We start from the raw sequence: 22,239 nt of genomic DNA on the forward strand, positions 1-22,239 counted from the left end.
GGTCACTCCCAGTCCCACCCGATCCCCACGATCCCCGACCGCACCCTCGGCTCCACCAGGTGCACAGAGCGGTGGCTTCCGCTCAGACGCAGCTCCTGGCGGCCGCTGCGGGGGGCGGCGGGGGAGTGCTGGGTGAACCGGTGGCAGCCCACCGGCATCGCCTGCTCGTCGAAGCGCACCTGGAGTGCGTACTGGCCGCCCGCCAGGCCGAAACCGCGGACGTATTCGCCGGACGCGCCGGCGGTGCCGTCCTCGAAGGCATAGCGGAAGAGAAACGTATCGCCGGTGTGCAGCCGGGTGTCGAAGAGCAGTTCGGCGACGAGGATGCCGGTGTCCTGGTGCCAGCGCACCCGGCCTGCCCGGCAGTTCTCCAGCGCGTGCACCGCGATCCGCTCGGGGGCGCACCCCGGGTCGCCGTGGTGGACGGCGAGATAGCGGTCCACCCCGTCCCTGTGGGCGCGCACTATGTGGTGGGACTCGCGAGCCAGCAGTTCCCGCCGCGCTCCTATACGGACGTGATCTTGATGGCCGATGGTGTGCAGTCCGCTGTCGAGCGGCGCCTCCAGATCGGCGAGGAGCCTCTCCAACACACCCGACGCCTCCACCAGGGAGCGGTACGAACGGCCCGCGGGACGGTCGGTGCCCGGCCGCTCGCCGGTCTCCGAGAGCAGCCGGATCAACGACTCGTCGGGCAGCTGGAGGATCTCCTCCAGGGCCCGCACGGCGCGCAGCGACTCGGGGCGCTGCGGGCGGCGCGCACCCTGCTGCCAGTAGCTCAGGCTCGTCACCCCGACCCTGACCCCGTACCGCGTCAGATGGTGCTGCACGCGCTGCAGCGGCAGCCCGCGGGCAGCGATGGCGGCGCGCAGCGCGACATGGAAGGGGCCGCCGCGCAGGGCCGCCTGCAGCTCCGTCGGAACGACCGGGACGACGTCCGCATGCTGTGTGCCGTGCCGCATACCGGGGCCTTTCTGTGAAGGTGCACGTCGGCTGGTCAGACCGTGCGCAGGGTCGTACGGGGCCACCCGGAGGCGTGTGAGGTCCGTTCACAAGCGAACCTCTCCGGTGGCGGCCCGAAGGTTCCCCGCATTGAAGCGTGTTGACCAAGCCCCGACAACACCTGAGTTCCGGAGAGCGGTGGCCCGTGGCCGAAGGCTGTACCCGCTGCTGTGGGGCGATCACCGGCTGCTGTGCGGGGCCGCCGGAAACGGCCCCCACGGGCATGCGGCCCGCGGACCGCCCGAGGGCCGCCCTCCGCCCGGAGGCCCTCCAGGACGCCTCCGGCAGGCTCTCTCCGGCCGGACCCGGACCTTCGGTGCCGGGCTGGGTCCGGGGCTCCCGCGGGACGGGGGCGGGATCCCGCCGGGGGTTGTCCACAGGGGCGCCGCGCTGTCGGCGCCCGCCAGTAGGGTGTGAGACATGGCCGACCCCTCCAGCTACCGACCCAGGCCGGGTGAGATCCCGGACTCTCCCGGGGTCTACAGGTTCCGGGACGAGCACCGCCGGGTGATCTACGTCGGAAAGGCGAAAAGCCTGCGCCAGCGCCTGGCGAACTACTTCCAGGACCTGGCGGGCCTCCACCCGCGCACCCGCACCATGGTCACCACGGCCGCGTCCGTGGAGTGGACCGTGGTGTCCACCGAGGTCGAGGCCCTGCAGCTGGAGTACACGTGGATCAAGGAGTTCGATCCTCGGTTCAACGTCAAGTACCGCGACGACAAGAGCTACCCCTACCTCGCGGTGACGATGAACGAGGAGTTCCCGCGGGTGCAGGTGATGCGCGGCCAGAAGCGCAAGGGCGTGCGCTACTTCGGGCCCTACTCGCACGCGTGGGCGATCCGCGACACCGTGGACCTGCTGCTGCGTGTGTTCCCCGTGCGCACCTGCTCGGCGGGCGTCTTCAAGAACGCGGCCCGCACCGGCCGCCCCTGTCTGCTCGGCTACATCGGCAAGTGCTCCGCCCCCTGCGTGGCCCGGATCTCACCCGAGGACCACCGCGAACTGGCCGATGAGTTCTGCGACTTCATGGCCGGCCGCACGGGCGCGTACCTCCGCCGTCTGGAGAAGCAGATGACGGAGGCGGCCGAGGAGATGGAGTACGAGCGGGCGGCCCGTCTGCGCGACGACATCGAGGCCCTGAGGCGGGCCATGGAGAAGAACGCGGTCGTGCTCACCGACGCGACCGACGCCGATCTGATCGCCGTCGCGGAGGACGAACTGGAGGCGGCCGTGCAGATCTTCCATGTGCGCGGCGGGCGCGTGCGCGGCCAGCGCGGCTGGGTCACCGACAAGGTGGAGGACGTCACCACCGGCGCCCTCGTCGAGCACGCCCTGCAGCAGCTCTACGGCGAGGAGACGGGCGACTCCGTGCCCAAGGAGGTCCTCGTCCCCGCGCTGCCCGACCCCATAGAGCCGGTCCAGGACTGGCTGACCGGCCGCCGCGGGTCCGGCGTGTCCCTGCGCATTCCCCAGCGCGGCGACAAGAAGGCGCTCATGGAGACCGTGCAGCGCAACGCCCAGCAGGCACTCGCCCTGCACAAGACCAAGCGCGCCTCCGACCTGACCACCCGCTCGCGTGCCCTGGAGGAGATCGCCGCGGCCCTCGACCTGGACAGCGCCCCGCTCCGGATCGAGTGCTACGACATCTCGCACCTCCAGGGCGAGGACGTGGTCGCCTCCATGGTCGTCTTCGAGGACGGGCTGCAGCGCAAAGGCGAGTACCGCCGCTTCCAGATCAAGGGCTTCGAGGGCCAGGACGACGTCCGCTCCATGCACGAGGTGATCAACCGCCGCTTCCGGCGCTACCTCGCGGAGAAGGAGAAGACGGGGGAGTGGGCGGACGGGGAGGTCGCCCTAACCGAGGAGGACGGGCGGCCCAAGCGGTTCGCCTACCCGCCGCAGCTCGTCGTGGTCGACGGCGGCAGGCCGCAGGTCGCCGCCGCCCGGCGGGCCCTGGACGAGCTGGGCATCGACGACATCGCCGTATGCGGTCTCGCCAAGCGCCTGGAGGAGGTGTGGCTGCCGGGCGAGGACGACCCGGTGGTCCTGCCCCGCACCAGCGAGGGCCTCTATCTGCTCCAGCGCATCCGTGACGAGGCCCACCGCTTCGCGATCACCTACCAGCGCACCAAGCGGGCCAAACGTGTCAGGTCGAGCCCCTTGGACGAGGTACCGGGGCTCGGTGAGGCCCGTAAGCAGGCGCTCGTGAAGCATTTCGGCTCGGTGAAGAAGCTGCGATCCGCGACAATCGACCAGATTCAGGAGGTCCCCGGTATCGGCCGCAAGACGGCCGAGACGATCGCCGTGGCCCTCGCCCAGGCGGCTCCGGCCGCACCCGCCGTGAACACGGCGACTGGAGAGATCATGGAAGAGGAAGAATCCGGGACCATGCCGGGTTTCCCCGGGGAGCCCGTGTCCGCGGGCGCCCCGGACGAGCGACGGGGGCAGGAGACATGACCGAGCACGACCAGCGCGCAGAAGAACACTCAGCCCAGGGTGGGACCGCCCACGGCCAGACGGGCGAGGAGCCGGGGCCGCAGCAGACGGCCCAGGAAAACGGAGCACAGGTGAGTACGGGCATCGACACAGCCGGGGCCGCCGACGCGGGCATCCCCGAGCTGGTGATCATCTCAGGCATGTCCGGCGCCGGCCGTTCCACGGCCGCCAAGTGTCTGGAGGACCTCGGCTGGTTCGTCGTCGACAACCTGCCGCCCGCGCTGATCCCCACCATGGTGGAGCTGGGCGCCCGCTCCCAGGGCAACGTCGCCCGCATCGCGGTCGTCGTGGACGTCCGCGGCCGGCGTTTCTTCGACAACCTCCGCGAGTCCCTGGCCGACCTCGAGGCGAAGCACGTCACCCGGCGCATCGTCTTTCTGGAGTCCTCCGACGAGGCCCTGGTCCGCCGCTTCGAGTCGGTCCGCAGGCCGCACCCCCTGCAGGGCGACGGACGCATCGTCGACGGCATCGCCGCCGAGCGCGAGCTGCTGCGCGAGCTGCGCGGCGACGCCGATCTCGTGATCGACACCTCCAGCCTGAACGTCCACGAACTCCGCGCCAAGATGGACGCCCAGTTCGCAGGCGAGGAGGAGCCCGAGCTGCGGGCCACCGTCATGTCCTTCGGCTTCAAGTACGGCCTGCCGGTCGACGCCGACCTGGTCGCGGACATGCGCTTCCTGCCCAACCCGCACTGGGTCCCGGAGCTGCGCCCCTACACCGGCCTCAACGAGGAGGTCGCCGCCTACGTCTTCAACCAGCCCGGCGCCAAGGACTTCCTCGACCGGTACGCCGAGCTGCTGAGACTGATCGCGGCCGGGTACCGCCGCGAGGGCAAGCGCTATGTGACCATCGCCATCGGCTGCACCGGCGGCAAGCACCGTTCCGTCGCCATGTCCGAGAAGCTCGCCGCCCGCCTGGCCGCCGAGGGAGTCGAGACCGTGATCGTGCACCGGGACATGGGGCGCGAGTGACCGGACGTTCTCTGCGGCTGAGCAGGCTGCGCCGAGTGGTGCCCGAGGGGCGCGGCGGCCGGGCGCGCCGCCGCGGTACCCAGCCCAAGGTGGTCGCCCTCGGCGGAGGCATGGGCCTGTCCGCCTCGCTCGCCGCTCTGCGCCGGATCACCGGCGACCTCACCGCCGTCGTCACCGTCGCCGACGACGGCGGTTCCAGCGGCCGTCTGCGCGACGAGCTGGGCGTGCTCCCGCCCGGCGACCTGCGCAAGGCGCTGGCCGCGCTGTGCGGCGACGACGACTGGGGCCAGACCTGGGCCCGCGTCATCCAGCACCGCTTCCACTCCCAGGGCGACCTGCACGACCACGCGGTCGGCAATCTGCTGATCGTGGCCCTGTGGGAGCAGCTCGGCGACCACGTCCAGGCGCTCGACCTGGTCGGCAGGCTTCTGGGCGCCCACGGCCGTGTCCTGCCCATGTCCGCCGTCCCGCTGGAGCTCCAGGCCCTGGTCAAGGGCCACGACCCGGAGCGTCCGGACGAGGTCGGCACCGTGCGGGGACAGGCGACCGTCGCGCTCACCACGGGAGAGGTGCAGTCGGTGCACCTCGTGCCGTCCGACCCGCCCGCCGTCCCGGAGGCCGTCGCCGCCGTCCTGGACGCCGACTGGGTGGTGATCGGGCCCGGCTCCTGGTTCTCCTCCGTGATCCCGCATCTGCTCGTGCCCGAGCTGCTGGACGCCCTGACGGAGACCAAGGCGCGCCGGGTACTCTCCCTCAACCTCGCTCCGCAGCCGGGAGAGACCGAAGGGTTCTCCCCGCAGCGTCATTTGGAGGTTTTGGGACGACACGCCCCTAAACTCGCCCTGGACGTGGTGCTGGCCGACCAGGCCGCCGTGCCCGACCGCGCTTCGCTGACCGAGGCCGCCCAGCGGTTCGGCGCCGCGGTCGAGCTGGCGCCGGTGGCTCGTCCCGACGGGTCCCCGCGGCACGACCCGGAGCTGTTGGCCGCCGCGTACGACCGTATTTTTCGGATGCATGGAAGGATCGGCCCATGGCGATGACGGCAGCGGTGAAGGACGAGATCTCCCGGCTTCCCGTCACCCGGACCTGCTGCAGAAAGGCGGAGGTCTCGGCGATCCTGCGATTCGCGGGCGGACTGCACCTGGTGAGCGGACGCATCGTGATCGAGGCGGAGCTGGACACGGCGATGGCGGCCCGGCGTCTCAAACGGGACATCCTGGAGATCTTCGGCCACAGCTCCGAACTGATCGTGATGGCGCCCGGCGGTCTGCGCCGCGGCTCCCGCTATGTGGTGCGCGTGGTGGCGGGCGGCGACCAGCTGGCCCGGCAGACCGGCCTCGTGGACGGCCGGGGCCGCCCGATCCGCGGCCTGCCCCCACAGGTGGTCTCGGGTGCCACGTGCGACGCCGAGGCGGCCTGGCGCGGCGCGTTCCTGGCACACGGTTCGCTGACGGAGCCCGGCCGCTCCTCGTCCCTCGAGGTGACCTGCCCGGGCCCGGAGGCGGCGCTCGCCCTGGTCGGCGCCGCCCGCCGGCTGTCGATCGCCGCCAAGGCCCGGGAGGTACGGGGAGTGGACCGCGTCGTCGTCCGGGACGGCGACGCGATCGGCGCGCTGCTGACCCGTCTCGGGGCCCATGAGTCCGTGCTGGCCTGGGAGGAGCGGCGGATGCGCCGCGAGGTCCGGGCCACGGCGAACCGCCTCGCCAATTTCGACGACGCCAACCTGCGCCGCTCGGCCCGCGCCGCCGTCGCCGCCGGCGCGCGCGTCGCCCGGGCCCTGGAGATCCTCGGCGAGGAGGTTCCCGAGCACCTCGCGGCCGCGGGGCGACTGCGCATGGAGCACAAGCAGGCCTCCCTGGAGGAACTGGGGGCCCTCGCCGACCCGCCGCTGACCAAGGACGCGGTCGCGGGCCGCATCCGCCGGCTCCTGGCGATGGCCGACAAGCGCGCCGCGGACCTGGGCATCCCGGGGACGGAGTCCAACCTCACGGAAGAGATGGCGGACAATCTGGCGGGGTGACGAACAGGGCCCCGACTCGCCGGTGCCGACGCCCACTTGGGCCGTCGGCACCGGCGTTGGTCTGTCCTTGAAGCGCCCTTGACTCGATCATGATTTGTCATGAGCCTGGCAGACGTTCGCCGCCGGGGCGAACCACTGCTAGGGGGGTCCATGAGACACAGAGCGAGATCGATCCTCGCCGTCGGCGCACTCCTGCTCGGCGGAGCGGGCCTCGCACCCATAGCCCAGGCACAGACAGGCAGTTCCCCGGACCCCGACCCGGACGAGGTCGGGGTCTACCGCGCCGACATCACCCGGAAGCAGATCCCGCTGCTCCTCCGGGCCGGACAGGACGGCCGGGAACTCGGACAGCAGGTCGCCGCGAACGGCCGGAGCGCCGTCGAGGTCTATCTCACCGGCCGGCAGGCCGCACAGCTCAGAAAGCAGGGCGTGACCCTCACCCAGCACACCCTTTCCGCCAAGGCGGAGCAGCGGGTGGAGGACGCCTCCCAGGGCGTGTTCCGCCCGTACAGCGGCAAGGGCGGCCTGGAGGAGGAGATCGTCGGGACCGCTCGGGCCCACCCCGGCCTGGCGAAGGTCGTCTCCATCGGCAGGACCGTACGCGGTCAGGACATCCTCGCCCTCAAACTGACCAGGAACGCGAGGACGTCCGAGGACGGCTCCAAGCCCTCCGTGCTCTACGTGTCCAACCAGCACGCGCGTGAGTGGATCACGACGGAGGCGACCCGCCGGCTGATGCACTACTTCCTGGACCACTACGCCACCGACAAGCGCATCAAGAAGATCGTCGACTCCACGGAACTGTGGTTCGTGCTCTCGGCCAACCCCGACGGCTACGACTACACCTTCAAGGACCCCAGCACGCGTCTGTGGCGCAAGAACCTGCGGGACGCCAACGGCGACGGCGTCATCGGCGTCGGCGACGGCGTCGACCTCAACCGCAACTTCGCCTACAAGTGGGGCTACGACGACGAGGGTTCGTCCCCCAACCCCACCAGCCAGACCTACCGAGGACCGAGCCCCGAGTCCGAGCCCGAGACCCGGGCGCTGGACACCTTCGAGAAGCGCATCGGGTTCACCTACGCCGTCAACTACCACTCCGCGGCCGAACTGCTCCTGTACGGAGTCGGCTGGCAGGTGGCCACGCCGACCCCGGACGACGTCCTCTACAAGGCACTTGCCGGCACCCCGGACCACCCGGCCATCCCCGGATACCACTCCCAGGTCTCCTCGGAGCTGTACACCACGAACGGCGAGGCGGACGGCCATGCGTCCAACGTCAACGGCATGGCGATGTCCACCCCCGAGATGTCGACCTGCCAGACAGCGTCGGACAGCGACCCGGACGACGCCTGGAACGCGGCCGACTGCCGGTCGGTCTTCAACTTCCCCGACGACGAGAAGCTGATCGAGCGGGAATTCGAGAAGAACGTCCCGTTCGCGCTCTCCGTCGCGGAGACCGCCTCCCACCCCGACCGGCCGTCCTCCTCGGTCGGTCTCGACGCACCGGACTTCACCCCGAACCCGTTCCCGACGTCGTACTCGCGCGGCGCGGACCAGGAGGTCTCGGTCGTCGTGCGCAAGTCCGTGCGCGACAAGGAGCTGAAGTACCGCGTCAACGGCGGCCGCGTCGAGGACCAGGCGCTCCGGCCGTGGCAGGGCGGTGAGACCTACGGCGGCGGGGACAACCTCTACTTCGACGAGTACCGCGCCAAGGTCCGCGACGGCGAGCCCGGCGACAGGGTCGAGGTGTGGTTCACGGGCGAGACGAGGAGCGGCAGAAGGACCTCCAGCGAGCACTTCACCTACACCGTGGCCGAGCGGCCGAGGGCCAGCGTCCTCGTGGTCGCCGAGGAGGGCGCCAAGGCCACGCAGGCCCGGACCTACGTCGACGCGCTGAAGGCGAGCGGCCGCAGAGCGCTCGTCTGGGACGTCGCCACCCAGGGCGCGCCCGACGCGCTCGGCGTGCTCGACCACTTCGCGACGGTCGTCCACTACACGGGGGCGGGCGCTCCGGGCAACGCCACCCAGCTCCAGCTGCGCGCCTTCCTCAACGAGGGCGGCAGGCTGATCGAGGCGGGGGAGCAGGCCGGCGGCGCCGTCGACCTCGGTGACGGCACCCTCTCGGACGACTTCAGCCAGTACTACCTGGGCGCCTACTCGCGCACGTCGACTCCGGGGGCCACCGGCTTCACCGGATCCGGGCCGTTCGACGGCTTCACCGGGGCGCTGGGCGCGGCGCCCGGCAATCCGCTGGACGTCGCGGGCACCTACGGCGTCACCTCCGACCAACTGCCCGCCGCCACCCATCCGCAGTTCAGGAGCGCCGGTGCGGGCCAGTTCGCCGGCACCGTCAACCCCTACGGGCCCTACACCGGCTCGTACATGGCGGCGGCCGTCCACACCGACGACGCGTACAAGCGGCTCACCCGCACCCTCGACCTCACCAAGGTGACCGCCGCGGACAAGCCCGCGCTGCGCACCCGGCTGCTGTGGGACACCGAACCGGGCTACGACCATGCCGTCGTCGAGATCCACACCGCCGGGGCCGACGACTGGACCACGCTGCCGGAGGCCGGGGGTGCCACGAGCGACGCCGCCCCGCAGGACTGCGGGGCCGGGTTCCTGGTGGGCGAGCACCCCTGGCTGCGGCACTACCTGACCGTGACGGGGGGAGGCTGCACCACGACCGGCACCACCGGCGCGTGGCACAGCTTCACGGGCGCCTCGCACGGCTGGCAGCAGGCGGACTTCGACCTCAGTGCGTACGCCGGGAAGACGGTCGAGGTGTCGCTCGGCTACATCACCGACCCGAGCAGCGGCGGCCGAGGCGTCCTCGCCGACGACGCCTCGCTCGTCGTCGGCGGCACGGCCGCCGACACCGAGGGCTTCGAGACCTCCCTCGGCGCCTGGAGCGTGCCCGGACCGCCCGCGGGAAGTCCCGCCACTCTCAAGGACTGGGCGCGCACCGGTGCGCTGTTCCGTACCTATGGAGCGGTCACCACGGACCGCACCGTGCTGCTCGGTTTCGGTCTGGAACACCTGGCCTCGCCGGCCGACCGGACCGCGCTGATCGGCAAGGCACTCGTCGCGCTCGGCAGCTGACCCCCTGTAGTCAACGGCAGTTGGTTCCGTGTCGCCGGAAGGGGTGGCGGAGGCTTCGGGGCAGGGCGGTCCGTACCCCTACTGGCGGGTACGGACCACACTGCCGCGTATGAGCCATCTCGATGTCACTCCGGGGGCGTCAGGGGGGTAGGGTCGTAGGCGGTCGGGGACATCCCAATAAAGCTCGCCGGCGTCGACAGCCGGCGTACCAACGAGGAGATCGGTTCGTGACGATCCGCGTAGGCATCAACGGCTTCGGCCGCATCGGTCGTAACTTCTTCCGCGCGCTGCTGGAGCAGGGTGCGGACATCGAGATCGTGGCTGTCAACGACCTGGGTGACACCGCGACCACCGCGCACCTGCTGAAGTACGACACCATCCTCGGCCGCCTCAAGGAGGAGGTGTCCCACACCGAGGACACCATCACCGTCGGCGGCAGGACCATCAAGGTCCTGTCCGAGCGCAACCCGGCCGACATCCCCTGGGGTGAGCTGGGCGTCGACATCGTCATCGAGTCGACCGGCATCTTCACCAAGAAGGAAGACGCCGAGAAGCACATCGCCGGTGGCGCGAAGAAGGTCATCATCTCGGCTCCGGCCAAGAACGAAGACGTCACCATCGTGATGGGCGTCAACCAGGACCAGTACGACCCGGCGAACCACCACGTCATCTCCAACGCCTCCTGCACCACCAACTGTGTGGCGCCGATGGCGAAGGTCCTGGACGAGAACTTCGGCATCGTCAAGGGTCTGATGACCACGGTCCACGCGTACACCAACGACCAGCGCATCCTGGACTTCCCGCACAAGGACCTCCGCCGCGCCCGTGCCGCCGCGGAGAACATCATCCCGACCACCACCGGTGCCGCCAAGGCCACCGCCCTGGTCCTGCCGCAGCTCAAGGGCAAGCTGGACGGCATCGCCATGCGCGTCCCGGTCCCGACCGGCTCCGTCACCGACCTGGTCGTCGAGCTCGGCCGCGAGGTCACCAAGGAAGAGGTCAACGCCGCCTTCCAGAAGGCCGCCGAGGGCGAGCTGAAGGGCCTGCTCGACTACACGGAGGACCCGATCGTCTCCTCCGACATCGTCAACGCCCCGGCGTCCTGCACCTTCGACTCCTCCCTGACCATGGTCCAGGAGGGCAAGAACGTGAAGGTCATCGGCTGGTACGACAACGAGTGGGGCTACTCCAACCGCCTCGTCGACCTCACGGTCTTCGTCGGCAACCAGCTCTGATCGTCGAAAAAGGCACCTCGATGTGAGAACAGGGCTCGGGCAGCGCACCGTCGCGCTGCCCGAGCCCTGACTCACATGCGGCGAGCGGCCCCGCGTACGACGGGGCCCCTCGCGTGCAACTCGACCAGCCCTCGTACGATCAAGAGCCCTTCTCCAGGAGTCCCCCTATGAAGACGATCGACGAACTTCTCGCCGAAGGCGTGGACGGCAAGCGGGTCTTCGTCCGCGCCGACCTGAACGTCCCGCTGGCCGACGGCCTCATCACCGACGACGGCCGCATCCGCGCCGTCCTGCCCACCGTCAAGGCCCTCGCCGAGGCGGGCGCCAAGGTGGTCGTGGCCTCGCATCTGGGCCGCCCCAAGGGCGCCCCGGACCCGGCGTTCTCCCTGCTGCCCGCCGCCGAGCGCCTCGGCGAACTGCTCGACGCGCCCGTGGCGTTCGCCCAGGACACCGTCGGCCCCGCCGCCCACGACGCGGTGAACGGCCTCCAGCCGGGCCAGGTCGCAGTCATCGAGAATCTGCGCTTCAACCCCGGTGAGACCTCGAAGGACGACGCCGAGCGCGGTGAGTTCGCCGACCGGCTCGCCGCCCTCGCCGACGTGTACGTCGGTGACGGCTTCGGCGCGGTGCACCGCAAGCACGCCTCCGTCTACGACCTCCCGGCCCGCCTGCCGCACTACGCCGGTTACCTCATCGCCACCGAGGTGGCGGTCCTGAAGAAGCTCACCGAGGACGTGCGGCGCCCGTACGTCGTCGCGCTGGGCGGCGCCAAGGTCTCCGACAAGCTGGCCGTGATCGACCAGTTGCTCGGCAAGGCCGACCGGCTTCTCATCGGCGGCGGCATGGCCTACACCTTCCTCAAGGCCAAGGGCTACGAGGTCGGCATCTCCCTGCTGCAGGAAGACCAGATCCCGGCCGTCACCGAGTACATCGAGCGTGCCGAGAAGACCGGCGTGGAGCTGCTCCTCCCGGTCGACGTGCTGGTGTCGCCGGAGTTCCCGGACCTGAAGACGAAGGCCCCGGCCAACCCCACCGTGGTCGCCGCGGACGCGATCCCCGCCGACCAGGAGGGCCTGGACATCGGTCCGGAGACCCGCAAGCTGTACGCTTCGAAGCTCGCCGACGCCGCCACCGTCTTCTGGAACGGCCCCATGGGCGTCTTCGAGCACCCCGATTACGCCGAGGGCACCAAGGCGGTCGCCCAGGCCCTCGTCGACTGCCCGGGCTTCACCGTGGTCGGAGGCGGCGACTCCGCCGCCGCCGTCCGCACCCTCGGCTTCGACGAGTCGGCATTCGGCCACATCTCGACCGGCGGTGGCGCCTCCCTCGAATACCTCGAGGGCAAGACGCTCCCCGGCCTCGCCGCACTGGAGGACTGAACCTCGATGAGCACCCGCACGCCGCTGATGGCGGGCAACTGGAAGATGAACCTCAACCACCTCGAGGCCATCGCCCACGTCCAGAAGCTCGCCTTCGCCCTGGCCGACAAGGACTACGAGGCCGTCGAGGTCGCCGTCCTGCCGCCCTTCACCGACCTGCGCTCCGTGCAGACACTGGTCGACGGCGACAAGCTCAAGATCAAGTACGGGGCCCAGGACGTCTCGGCCCACGACTCCGGCGCCTACACCGGCGAGATCGCGGGCCCGATGCTGGCCAAGCTGAAGTGCACGTACGTCGTGATCGGTCACTCCGAGCGCCGGCAGTACCACCACGAGACCGACGAGCTGGTGAACGCCAAGACCAAGGCCGCCTTCAAGCACGGTCTGACCCCGATCCTGTGCGTCGGCGAGGAGCTGGAGGTCCGCGAGGCGGGCAACCACGTCGGGCACACGCTCACGCAGGTCGAGGGCGGTCTGAAGGACCTCCCGGCCGAGCAGGTCGAGTCCATCGTGATCGCCTACGAGCCCGTCTGGGCCATCGGCACCGGCAAGGTCTGCGGCGCCGACGACGCCCAGGAGGTCTGCACGGCGATTCGCGGCAAGATCGCCGAACTGTACTCGCAGGACGTGGCCGAGAAGGTCCGTATCCAGTACGGCGGCTCCGTGAAGTCGGGCAATGTGGCTGAAATCATGGCAAAGCCGGACATTGACGGTGCCCTGGTCGGCGGCGCCTCGCTGGACGTCGACGAGTTCGTCAAGATCGTCCGTTTCCGCGATCAGTGATCGGCACCACGGAGGCGAACCGACCAGCCGTGAGTGTGCCCTAGGGGCGATCCGTCGTACCCTTGCGGGGGCATGGTGGCCATCCACCGTGCCCCCGTCGTCCATCCGATTCCGAGGAAGTTGGTCCAGCCGTGGTTTTGGGGTTCTCGATCGCCCTGATCATCTTCAGCCTGCTGCTGATGCTGCTGGTGCTGATGCACAAGGGGAAGGGCGGCGGCCTCTCCGACATGTTCGGCGGCGGCATGCAGTCCTCCGTCGGCGGCTCGTCGGTCGCCGAGCGCAACCTCGACCGGATCACCATCGTGATCGGTCTCCTCTGGCTGGCGTGCATCGTGGTGCTCGGCATCCTGATGAAGGTCAAGGGCTAGCGCCGGTCGTCTTCGGCGGACCGCGCATAGAGCACGTAACGCCCCATGTCCGGTACGTGTCTTCGGACGCGGCCTATCATGGGGCTTGCGTCTGGGGGCGGGGGTAACTCCCATCACTGGACGCGCGTTGGGCCTTACGTAGACTGAGGCGCTCGCGGCGAAGCGAAACGCCGACTCGCTTCGCGGCACCATCACGCAGGGAGTTACGACCGTGGCAAGTGGCAACGCGATCCGAGGAAGCCGGGTCGGGGCGGGGCCGATGGGCGAGGCCGAGCGCGGCGAGTCCGCGCCGCGTCTGCGCGTCTCCTTCTGGTGCTCCAACGGGCACGAGACCCAGCCGAGCTTCGCCAGCGACGCGCAGGTTCCCGACACCTGGGACTGCCCGCGCTGCGGCTTTCCGGCCGGACAGGACCGGGACAACCCGCCGGACCCGCCGCGTACCGAGCCCTACAAGACGCACCTCGCCTATGTGCGGGAGCGGCGCAGCGACGCGGACGGCGAGGCGATCCTCGCCGAGGCGCTCGCCAAACTGCGGGGCGAAATCTAGAAGTTCAGTCCGGCCGGACACCGTGCGGTGCCCGGCCGGAGCCGTTTTCCCCCGACCGGCGGCGGACCGCCTCCACCGCGACTGTCAGTGGTGCCCTCTACGGTTTGTGCATCGGCGAATCGTGAGGGGGAGACGTGACGACGGTGGAGGTGACGGGCGCGCGAGCGCCCGCCTGGCGCGGGGGATTCGGGCGGCTGTGGAGTGCCGCCGTGCTCTCCAGCTTCGGTGACGCCCTGCGCGGGGCCGCGCTGCCGCTGCTCGCCGTCGGATTGACGGACCGGCCGCTGCTCATCGCCTCGGTCACCGCCTGCGGCTATCTGCCCTGGATCGTCTTCGGGCTGCTCGGCGGGGCCGTCGCGGACCGCGTCGACCAGCGGCGCGCGATGTGGACGGTGGACGCGGTGCGCGGGGTGCTCGTCGGGTGCTTCGCCCTGGCCGTGGCGGCGGGTCACGCCTCGATCGCCCTGCTGCTCGCGCTGGCCTTCGCACTGACCGCCCTGGAGACCCTCTTCGACAACGCCGCGACGGCGCTGCTGCCCGGCCTGGTGAACCGCGAGGCACTCGGCAGCGCCAACACCCGGCTCATGACCGGTCAGCGGATCGCGGGCGGCATGCTGGCCGGCCCTGCCGTACCGCTGCTCCTCGCGGCGGGGGCCGCCGTTCCCTTCGCCATGGACGCCGGCACCTTCCTGGCGGCGGCCCTGCTGGTCGGCTCCCTGCGGGTCACCCGGCGCGAGCGGGTGCCGAGAGCGCCGGGCAGCACCCTGCGCCGGGAGATCGCCGACGGTCTGCGCACGCTGAGCCGCGACCGGGCCCTGCGCGGGCTGTGCGCCGCCACGGCCCTGTGCAATGTCGGCGTGGGCGCGCTGGTCGCCACCCTGGTGATCCTGGTGACCGGCTGGCTGGGCGCCGGCCCCGCCGGGTACGCGGCGGCGGGCACGGCGTACGCCGTCGGCAGCCTGGCCGGGGCGGCGGTGAACGGCCCGCTCGTGTCCCGTCTCGGCCGTCCGGGGGCGGTCGTGGCCGCGGGGACGGTGCAGACCGTTTCCCTGGTCGTCATGGGCTCCGTGCGCAGTCTGCCCGTGCTGGTGGCCGCCCTCGGTGTCTTCGGGCTCATGGGGATGGTGTGGAACGTCAACACGACGACGCTGATGCAGCAGCGCACCCCCGCCGCACTGCTGGGCCGGGTCGGCTCCGCCTTCCGCACACTGGCCGTGGCCGGAGCCCCGCTGGGTGCCCTGCTGGGCGGCGCCGTCGCCACCGCCTGGGGACTGAACACACCGGCCCTGCTCGCCGCCGCCTTCTTCGTCCTGTCCGTCACCGCGCTGATACCCCTGCGCCATCCTGACGTACCTGTTGTTGTGCCGGACGAGGGTGCGACACCGGGTCACCGCGCACCCTGATCAATTAGGTTGGGACCGGCAGCGGGGTGAGGTACAGCATCACTGGCAAGGAAGAAGGCTCAAGTCCGAGATGAACGCAGACAGCCGTACCAGGCTCAATCAGATGCCCGAGTGGACCGCTCTGGCCAAGCACCGCGAGGAACTCGGCGAGGTGCGGCTGCGCGACCTGTTCGCGGCGGACCCCGGGCGCGGCAGCGGGTACACCCTCGAGGTCGGCGATCTGTACGTCGACTTCTCCAAGCACCTGGTCACCGACGAGACACTGCGGCTGCTGCGCGAGCTGGCGGCCGCCCGGGACGTGTTCGGCCTCAGGGACGCCATGTTCCGTGGTGAGAAGATCAACACCACGGAGAAGCGTGCGGTCCTGCACACCGCGCTGCGCGCCCCGGGCGACGCCGTGATCGAGGTCGACGGGGAGAACGTCGTCCCCAAGGTCCACGCGGTGCTGGACAAGATGAGCGCCTTCGCCGACCGGGTCCGCTCGGGCGAGTGGACCGGTCACACCGGCAAGCGCATCAAGAACGTCGTCAACGTCGGCATCGGCGGCTCCGACCTGGGCCCGGCGATGGCGTACGAGGCCCTGCGCGCCTACACCGACCGCGATCTGACGGTCCGCTTCGTCTCCAACGTGGACGGCGCCGACCTGCACGAGGCGGTCCGGGACCTGGACGCCGCGGAGACGCTGTTCATCATCGCCTCGAAGACGTTCACCACCATCGAGACGATCACCAACGCGACCTCGGCGCGTGCCTGGCTGCTGGGTGAGCTGAAGGCCGGTCAGGAAGCCGTCGCCCGGCACTTCGTGGCCCTGTCGACGAATGCGCCGAAGGTCGAGGAGTTCGGCATCGACACGGCCAATATGTTCGAGTTCTGGGACTGGGTCGGCGGCCGTTACTCCTACGACTCGGCGATCGGCCTCTCCCTGATGATCGCCATCGGCCCGGACCGCTTCCGTGAGATGCTCGACGGCTTCCGCACCGTCGACGAGCACTTCCGCAGCGCACCCGCCGAGGCCAATGTGCCGCTTCTGCTGGGCCTGTTGGGCATCTGGTACGACAACTTCCACGACGCCCAGTCGCACGCGGTGCTGCCGTACTCGCACTATCTGTCCAGGTTCACCGCCTACCTCCAGCAGCTGGACATGGAGTCCAACGGCAAGTCCGTGGACCGGGACGGCAAGGAGGTCGACTGGCAGACGGGGCCGGTCGTGTGGGGTACGCCGGGCACCAACGGACAGCACGCCTACTACCAGCTCCTCCACCAGGGCACCAAGCTGATCCCGGCCGACTTCATCGGCTTCGCCGAGCCGGTCGCCGAGCTGGCACCCGGCCTGGCCGCCCAGCACGACCTGCTGATGGCCAACTTCTTCGCCCAGACGCAGGCGCTGGCCTTCGGCAAGACCCCGGACGAGGTTCGCGCCGAGGGCGTCCCGGAGGAGCTCGTGCCGCACAAGACGTTCAAGGGCAACCGCCCCACCACCACGATCCTCGCCAGGGAACTCACCCCGTCGGTGCTCGGGCAGCTCGTTGCGCTCTACGAGCACAAGGTCTTCGTCCAGGGCGCGATCTGGAACATCGACTCCTTCGACCAGTGGGGCGTCGAACTCGGCAAGGTTCTCGCCAAGCGGGTGGAGCCCGCGCTGACCGAGGGCGCGGAGGTCCCGGGCCTGGACGAGTCCACCAAGACCCTGGTCGCCAAGTACCGGGAGCTGCGGGGCCGTTGACGCTCGCGGAACCCGGGGAGCGGGCGGCATCGTGCCGTCCGCTCCCCGGGACTCCGGGTACGCTCCCGGCTCAGGTCACCGCACTCAATGTGTCCGCGAGCCGTCGGCGGGCCGCGCGGGACGCGGGCAGGGCGGCGAGAGCGGCTGCGCCGAGCACGGCTGCGGCACCGAACAGGACCAGTAGGAGCGGGGACGGGATCTGGGCCAGACCGGCGCCGATGCCGCTCGACCTGCCTTGGGCGTCGATCAGCCAGTGGGCGAGGGGAAGGCCGAGCGCCGTGCCGACGCAGACCGCGGCCAGAGCGGTGCAGACCGTGGCCGTGACGGTGATCCCGGTGATCTGCCGCGGGGACAGGCCGATCGCCTTGAGCGCCAGCAGGTCGCGCTCGCCCTCCCGGACGGTGCCGCCGATAGCGGTCAGCAGCTCGACGATCCCGATGAGCGCGAGAATGGCGATCAGGCCCGCGACGACTCCGCGCAGCGGGGAGAGCCCGTCCGCGGGGTTCACCGCCGGATGCACGTCCAGGTGCCCGTGGGCGGCCCGGGACAGCGCGTCGGCGACCTCGTGCGGGTCGGCGCCGGGGCGGAGCCGGAGCTGGTAGAGGGTGGCGCGCAGTCCCGGGTCGTTCTCACGAAGGGTGTCGAGCGAGGTGGAGATGACCCGCCCGGCGTTCTCCGGCTCGATGCTGCGACCCACGATGTGCAGGATCTGCGGCTGGTCGCCCACCGTCATCCGCACCCAGTCGCCGACGCGCACGTCCAGCAGATCGAGCAGCCCCTGGCCGGCCACCGCCTCGTCGGGGCCCCGCGCGGGGCGGCCCTCGGCGAGGGCGTAGGGGTAGGGATCCTGCCGGGTGCCGAGGCCGCGCAGGGCGATCGTCGCCGTCTGGCCCGGCACGAGGGCCGCCACCTCCACACCGGGGTAGGCGGCGGCGACCCGGGGATCGCCCTCCAGCAGGGAGCGCGCGGCGCTGTCGCCGAGTCCGGCGTCCGGACGGACCGTGAGGGCAGCGGCGAGGCCGACCTCGTCGGGCCTGCTGTGGAAGCGGTCGATGGTGGTCCACGCGCTCATCGCCACCACGATCAGCAGCAGCGGCAGCGCCAGCCGGACCACCGTCGCCAGCGACCGGGGACGGCGCGTGAACGCCTGGTGCCAGCCCAGCACCAGCGCCGGCGGCAGCCGCAGCCCGAGCGCCGCGCGGGCCACGCCCGTCAGGCGCCCGCCGACCGGTGCCGCGGGCCGCGGCACCGGCACCGGAGGCACCCGTCCGGCGCGCCAGGCCGCGAGCCCGGTGGTGGCGGCGATGAACAGCACCGCGCCCACCGGCACCGTGATCAGTGCCACAGTGTGCCCCGGCAGCCCCTGCCACACTCCCACCGCGTCCCCGAAGCGGCCCGGGATCCGGCCGCCCAGCCCCTGGGTGAGCGCCGCCGCGGCCACGGCGCCCAGCAGTGCGTACGCCACATGCTGGAGCAGGAAGACACGGACGACCTGGCCGGGGGTGAAGCCGATCGCCTTCAGGACCGATATGTCCCGCAGATGTCCCCGGATACGGGTGCCGATCGCCCCGTGCACGGCACAGCCGGCGGCGACGAGCGCGCCCAGACCGAACAGGCCGAGGACCTGTCCCAGCAGCCGGTTCTCGCCCTGCGCCTGGGCCCGGGCCTGCTGCCAGGTGGAGACCTCGCTGATCGCACCGGCACCGAGCACGGTGACGGCGCGCTGGACGGCGTAGTCCGTGTCCTCCGGGTCGCTCAGGCGCAGCCCGGTGACCTGGCCGTCGGGGTCGCGCACGGCGGACGGCAGCGCCCAGACGAGCCCCGGCTGCTCACCCGGGCTGTAGCCGGGTTCGGCGCTGTCGGCGATGCCCACGACACTCAGCGTCCGGGCCGTGCCGGACACGCTCAAGGTGTCGCCGGGTTCGGCGAGCAGCGCCCGGGCGAGCCGGCTCTCCAGCACCACGCCGCCGGGGTCCGCCGGATCCAGCCAGTGGCCCGTGGTGAGCAGCGGCCGGCCGACGGACGGCGGCCGGAGCGTGCCGCGCAGTTCCACCGAGGCCCGGACCCCGCGCGAGGTGACGGTCGTGGACTCCGTGGGGTAGGGACCGGCGACGGATGCGACACCGTCCAGCCGGCCCAGCTTCGAGGCGTCGGCCAGGCGGCCGGTGTGGATCCACACATGCGCGCCGTGCGCCTGGGCGAAGATCCGCTGCCACGGGTTGGTCGCATACCCGAACAGGGCCGTGGCGAGGAGGAGCGAGGCGACGACGCCGGCGGTGGCGAGCACCATGAACAGCGCCTCGCCACGGTGCGTCCGCAGATCGGAGTGCGCCCAGCGCAGAGTGGCCCGCACGGCGTCAGCCCCTTCGCCCGCGGGGCGTGAGACGGTCGCGGGGCGTGAGACGGTTCGGCGTCGGACGCTCGTGCACGGCGATCAGTCCTTCAGTTCCAGCACACCGGACGTCCCGCCCCGGCGGGACGGCGTGCCGTCCAGCTCCGCGTCGTCGACGATCCGGCCGTCGAAGAAGCTGATCACCCGGTCGGCGGCGCTGGCCAGCCGGGCGTCATGGGTGACCAGCACGATGGTCTGGCCACGCTGGTGGAAGCGGGTGAGCAGCCGCATCACCTCACGGGTGCCCTTGCTGTCGAGGCTGCCCGCGGGCTCGTCGGCCAGCAGCAGCGGCGGATGGTTGACCAGGGCCCGGGCCAGCGCGACCCGCTGCTGCTCACCGCCGGACAGTTCGCCGGGCATGCTGCGCTCCTTGCCCGTGAGGCCCAGCTCGGCCAGCAGCTCCTCGCGCCCGGCGCGCGCCTGCTTCGGCGGCACACCGGCGAGCAGCGCGGGCAGCTCGACGTTGTCCGCGACCGACAGGTTGGAGACCAGGTTGAAGAACTGGAAGACGATCCCGATGCGCTTTCTGCGCTCGACGGCCCAGCGTGCCTCGGTGTAGGAGTCCGTGCGTTCGCCGTCCAGCCAGATGCGGCCCGCGTCGGGCCGCTGGAGTCCGCCCAGCAGGTGCAGCAGCGTCGACTTGCCGGCGCCGGAGGGGCCGGTGACGGCCACGAACTCGCCCCGGCTCACGCACAGGTCGACCCCGCGCACGGCGTGCGCGGGCGCGCCCTCGCCGTGGTGGGTCTTGACGAGGCCCTCGGCCCGCAGCAGAGGTGGGGGGCCCTCGCTCACTCCAGCTCCTCCAGTTCCTCCTGGCACCGCTCCAGCCAGTCGAGGTCGGCCTGCAGGTGCAGCATCGCGCCCTCGATCAGCAGATGGGCGATCCGGTTGTCGCGGTCTTCGGCGGCGGCCAGTTTCGACAGGCTGCGCATGGTGTTGAGGTACTGGCGCCGCTGTTTGTTGATCAGGGCGATCTGGTCGGCGAGACCGGTCTGCGGAGCGAGTGCCAGCTTCATGAAGAACTCGTCCCGCACCCGCGGCTCGTCCTCGGTCTCCTCGTACCAGGCGTGCAGCGCCTCCCGCCCGGCATCGGTGAGGTGGTAGATCTTCTTGTTGGGCCGGCTGGACTGCTCGACCTCCTCGCCCTCGATCAGTCCCGACTTTTCGAGGCGGCCGAGGGTGACGTATATCTGGCCGACGTTCGGCTGAGGGTACGCGGAGCCCAGCAGTAGCTCAAGGTCCTGCTTGAGCTCGTAGCCATGGGCGGGGCCGCGTGCCAGGAGTGCCAGGAGGGGCAGGCGCACTCGTGCTGTCCTCCTGTCCTCGTAATGTGCTCCAGGCCCTAGTATCGCCCATACCTAACAGGTATACATGGCCTCTGACCCCGGGCGAGGGTGCCCGGTGCCGGTGTACAGGGAGGAACCTATGCGGTGGATGCGCGCCGCCGGTAGGGGCCTCCTCGCTCTCGCGGTGGTCCTGACCGGCTATGTAGCCTCGGGCGCCCGCGCCGACGACGGGCCGGGAGGTTGCCGCGGCCCGCTCACCCTGGCCACCGCGGGCGATCTCACCGGCTACCTCGGCCCGCTCCTCGAGGGCTGGAACCGTACCCACCCCGGCGAGAAGGTCACCCTCGTCGAGCTGCCGGACTCCGCGGACGAGACCCATGCGCAGATGACGACCGACCTGCGTGGCGGCGACCGCAGCCGGTTCGACGTCCTCAACATCGATGTCGCCTGGACCTCGGAGTTCGCGGCGGCCGGCTGGATCCGCCCGCTGCCGCGCGACCGTTTCCCGCTGAAGAGCTTCCTGCCGCCGGTCGTCGACACGGCGACCTACGACGGCCGGCTGTACGCGGTCCCGTACGTCACCAACGCCGGTCTGCTGCTGTACCGCAAGGACATCCTCGCCAAGGAGGGCGTGGCGCCGCCGCGAACCTGGGCGGAACTGGAGCGGGACGCCAAGACCATCGCCCCGAAGTACGGACTCGGGGGCTACGCGGGACAGTTCCTGCCGTACGAGGGCCTCACCGTCAATGCGGCCGAGGCCGTGTACTCGGCGGGCGGCACGATCCTCGGCGACGAGGGCGAGCGCGTCACCGTGAACTCGGCCGCGGCCCGCGAGGGCATCGGCTTCCTCGCCCGCGGCGTGCGCGAGGGCTGGATACCCAGGGAGGCCCTGACGTACAAGGAGGAGGAGTCGAAACAGGCCTTCCAGGAGGGCCGGCTGCTCTTCCTGCGCAACTGGCCCTACGCGTACGTCGGCGCCTCCGCTCCGGGGTCCGAGGTCGCCGGCAAGGTCGGCGCCGTACCGCTGCCGGGGCCGAACGGGCCGGGGACCAGCGTCCTCGGCGGCTCCAACCTGGCCGTCAACGCCCATGCGCGGCATCCGGACTCCGCCGCGCGCCTGATCGCCTATCTCACCGGCGAACGGGTCCAGCGGCAGGTCCTCACGCGCGGCGCCCTGCCGCCCGTGCGGGCCGCGCTCTACGACGATCCGGAACTGGTGCGGCGGTTCCCGTATCTGCCGACCCTGCGCGCGAGTGTCCTCGCCGCCGCCCCGCGTCCCAAGAGCCCGCGCTACGACCAGGTCAGCCTGGCCGTGCAGGCGGTCGTCCATGACGCGCTGACCGGGCACGAGACGCCCGAGAGCGCGGTGCGACGGCTGGCGCGGGAGCTCGCCGTCGTCTCTCACCCCTGACCGGGTTAGTTACATGTTAGGTAACGCGAGATCTCATTCTTGCGCCTAAGGGGTCCGATATATCCGTATATACCCAGCCAACTGCTGGGTATCTTACGCCTGTTCATTGACACCCTCCTGA

At 70.9% G+C, this 22,239-nt stretch carries 17 protein-coding genes; 13 read left to right on the forward strand and 4 right to left on the reverse strand.

Going from position 1 to position 22,239, the window contains the following annotated elements:
• Nucleotides 1–2: 2 nt before the first annotated feature.
• Nucleotides 3–959 carry a hypothetical protein gene (locus LZ604_RS12730; protein ID WP_234515152.1) on the reverse strand — a complete coding sequence of 319 codons (957 nt, stop codon included), beginning with the start codon at nt 957–959 and terminating at the stop codon, nt 3–5.
• A gap of 460 nt (nt 960–1,419) precedes the next feature.
• Between LZ604_RS12730 and uvrC the strand changes: the two genes are divergently transcribed.
• The 12 genes from uvrC to pgi all read left to right on the forward strand — a co-directional run bounded on the left by uvrC (nt 1,420) and on the right by pgi (nt 17,029).
• Entirely contained in the window at nt 1,420–3,456 is a 2,037-nt protein-coding gene (gene uvrC / locus LZ604_RS12735; protein ID WP_234515153.1) for an excinuclease ABC subunit UvrC, read from the forward strand.
• Nucleotides 3,453–4,466 carry an RNase adapter RapZ gene (rapZ, locus tag LZ604_RS12740; protein WP_234515154.1) on the forward strand — a complete coding sequence of 338 codons (1,014 nt, stop codon included), beginning with the start codon at nt 3,453–3,455 and terminating at the stop codon, nt 4,464–4,466. The genes uvrC and rapZ overlap by 4 nt, the downstream gene beginning before the upstream one ends.
• Complete coding sequence (locus tag LZ604_RS12745) at nt 4,463–5,506, forward strand: gluconeogenesis factor YvcK family protein (RefSeq protein WP_234515155.1); 1,044 nt, start codon at nt 4,463–4,465, stop codon at nt 5,504–5,506. Before rapZ ends, LZ604_RS12745 begins: the two co-directional genes overlap by 4 nt.
• On the forward strand, nt 5,497–6,486 hold the full coding sequence (whiA, locus tag LZ604_RS12750) for a DNA-binding protein WhiA (RefSeq protein WP_234515156.1): 990 nt from the start codon (nt 5,497–5,499) through the stop codon (nt 6,484–6,486). The genes LZ604_RS12745 and whiA overlap by 10 nt, the downstream gene beginning before the upstream one ends.
• A 150-nt stretch (nt 6,487–6,636) precedes the next feature.
• Nucleotides 6,637–9,591 (forward strand): M14 family metallopeptidase, encoded by a 2,955-nt coding sequence (locus tag LZ604_RS12755; protein WP_234515157.1) that lies wholly within the window; start codon nt 6,637–6,639, stop codon nt 9,589–9,591.
• Nucleotides 9,592–9,818: 227 nt separating this feature from the next.
• A complete protein-coding gene (gene gap, locus LZ604_RS12760) occupies nt 9,819–10,826 on the forward strand; it encodes a type I glyceraldehyde-3-phosphate dehydrogenase (protein WP_234515158.1) in 1,008 nt (335 codons plus the stop codon).
• A 167-nt stretch (nt 10,827–10,993) separates the two neighbouring features.
• Nucleotides 10,994–12,205, forward strand: coding sequence for a phosphoglycerate kinase (locus LZ604_RS12765; protein ID WP_234515159.1), 1,212 nt, complete (start codon nt 10,994–10,996; stop codon nt 12,203–12,205).
• Between the two features lie 6 nt (nt 12,206–12,211).
• The gene (gene tpiA / locus LZ604_RS12770; protein WP_234515160.1) at nt 12,212–12,988 is read left to right on the forward strand and encodes a triose-phosphate isomerase; all 777 of its coding nucleotides are present in this window, start codon (nt 12,212–12,214) and stop codon (nt 12,986–12,988) included.
• Nucleotides 12,989–13,119: 131 nt separating this feature from the next.
• Nucleotides 13,120–13,356: a preprotein translocase subunit SecG gene (gene secG / locus LZ604_RS12775; RefSeq protein WP_234515161.1), complete on the forward strand. Its 237-nt coding sequence runs from the start codon at nt 13,120–13,122 to the stop codon at nt 13,354–13,356.
• 211 nt (nt 13,357–13,567) lie between these two features.
• Complete coding sequence (locus LZ604_RS12780; RefSeq protein WP_078066843.1) at nt 13,568–13,903, forward strand: RNA polymerase-binding protein RbpA; 336 nt, start codon at nt 13,568–13,570, stop codon at nt 13,901–13,903.
• Nucleotides 13,904–14,037: 134 nt separating this feature from the next.
• Nucleotides 14,038–15,306 carry an MFS transporter gene (locus tag LZ604_RS12785; RefSeq protein WP_234515162.1) on the forward strand — a complete coding sequence of 423 codons (1,269 nt, stop codon included), beginning with the start codon at nt 14,038–14,040 and terminating at the stop codon, nt 15,304–15,306.
• A 70-nt stretch (nt 15,307–15,376) separates the two neighbouring features.
• A complete protein-coding gene (pgi, locus tag LZ604_RS12790) occupies nt 15,377–17,029 on the forward strand; it encodes a glucose-6-phosphate isomerase (RefSeq protein WP_234515163.1) in 1,653 nt (550 codons plus the stop codon).
• A 70-nt stretch (nt 17,030–17,099) separates the two neighbouring features.
• Here pgi and LZ604_RS12795 read toward each other — a convergent pair whose 3' ends face one another.
• The 3 genes from LZ604_RS12795 to LZ604_RS12805 all read right to left on the reverse strand — a co-directional run bounded on the left by LZ604_RS12795 (nt 17,100) and on the right by LZ604_RS12805 (nt 20,725).
• Nucleotides 17,100–19,382, reverse strand: coding sequence for an ABC transporter permease (locus tag LZ604_RS12795; RefSeq protein ID WP_234515164.1), 2,283 nt, complete (start codon nt 19,380–19,382; stop codon nt 17,100–17,102).
• Between the two features lie 81 nt (nt 19,383–19,463).
• On the reverse strand, nt 19,464–20,213 hold the full coding sequence (locus tag LZ604_RS12800; protein WP_234515165.1) for an ABC transporter ATP-binding protein: 750 nt from the start codon (nt 20,211–20,213) through the stop codon (nt 19,464–19,466).
• Nucleotides 20,210–20,725 carry a PadR family transcriptional regulator gene (locus tag LZ604_RS12805; RefSeq protein WP_234515166.1) on the reverse strand — a complete coding sequence of 172 codons (516 nt, stop codon included), beginning with the start codon at nt 20,723–20,725 and terminating at the stop codon, nt 20,210–20,212. The genes LZ604_RS12800 and LZ604_RS12805 overlap by 4 nt, the downstream gene beginning before the upstream one ends.
• Before the next feature lie 121 nt (nt 20,726–20,846).
• On the opposite strand from LZ604_RS12805, the gene LZ604_RS12810 reads away from it, so the two are divergent.
• Complete coding sequence (locus LZ604_RS12810) at nt 20,847–22,118, forward strand: ABC transporter substrate-binding protein (RefSeq protein ID WP_234515167.1); 1,272 nt, start codon at nt 20,847–20,849, stop codon at nt 22,116–22,118.
• The last annotated feature ends 121 nt before the right edge of the window (nt 22,119–22,239 follow it).

Origin of the sequence: Streptomyces glomeratus (assembly GCF_021462825.1) — a bacterium.
Lineage (GTDB): Bacteria > Actinomycetota > Actinomycetes > Streptomycetales > Streptomycetaceae > Streptomyces > Streptomyces glomeratus.

Excerpts from the sequence above, each read along its gene's own strand:
- LZ604_RS12730 (WP_234515152.1), bottom strand. The coding sequence starts at position 959 with ATGCGGCACGGCACACAGCATGCGGACGTCGTCCCGGTCGTTCCGACG.
- uvrC (WP_234515153.1), top strand. The coding sequence starts at position 1,420 with ATGGCCGACCCCTCCAGCTACCGACCCAGGCCGGGTGAGATCCCGGAC.
- rapZ (WP_234515154.1), top strand. The coding sequence starts at position 3,453 with ATGACCGAGCACGACCAGCGCGCAGAAGAACACTCAGCCCAGGGTGGG.
- whiA (WP_234515156.1), top strand. The coding sequence starts at position 5,497 with ATGGCGATGACGGCAGCGGTGAAGGACGAGATCTCCCGGCTTCCCGTC.
- LZ604_RS12755 (WP_234515157.1), top strand. The coding sequence starts at position 6,637 with ATGAGACACAGAGCGAGATCGATCCTCGCCGTCGGCGCACTCCTGCTC.
- LZ604_RS12765 (WP_234515159.1), top strand. The coding sequence starts at position 10,994 with ATGAAGACGATCGACGAACTTCTCGCCGAAGGCGTGGACGGCAAGCGG.
- tpiA (WP_234515160.1), top strand. The coding sequence starts at position 12,212 with ATGAGCACCCGCACGCCGCTGATGGCGGGCAACTGGAAGATGAACCTC.
- pgi (WP_234515163.1), top strand. The coding sequence starts at position 15,377 with ATGAACGCAGACAGCCGTACCAGGCTCAATCAGATGCCCGAGTGGACC.
- LZ604_RS12810 (WP_234515167.1), top strand. The coding sequence starts at position 20,847 with ATGCGGTGGATGCGCGCCGCCGGTAGGGGCCTCCTCGCTCTCGCGGTG.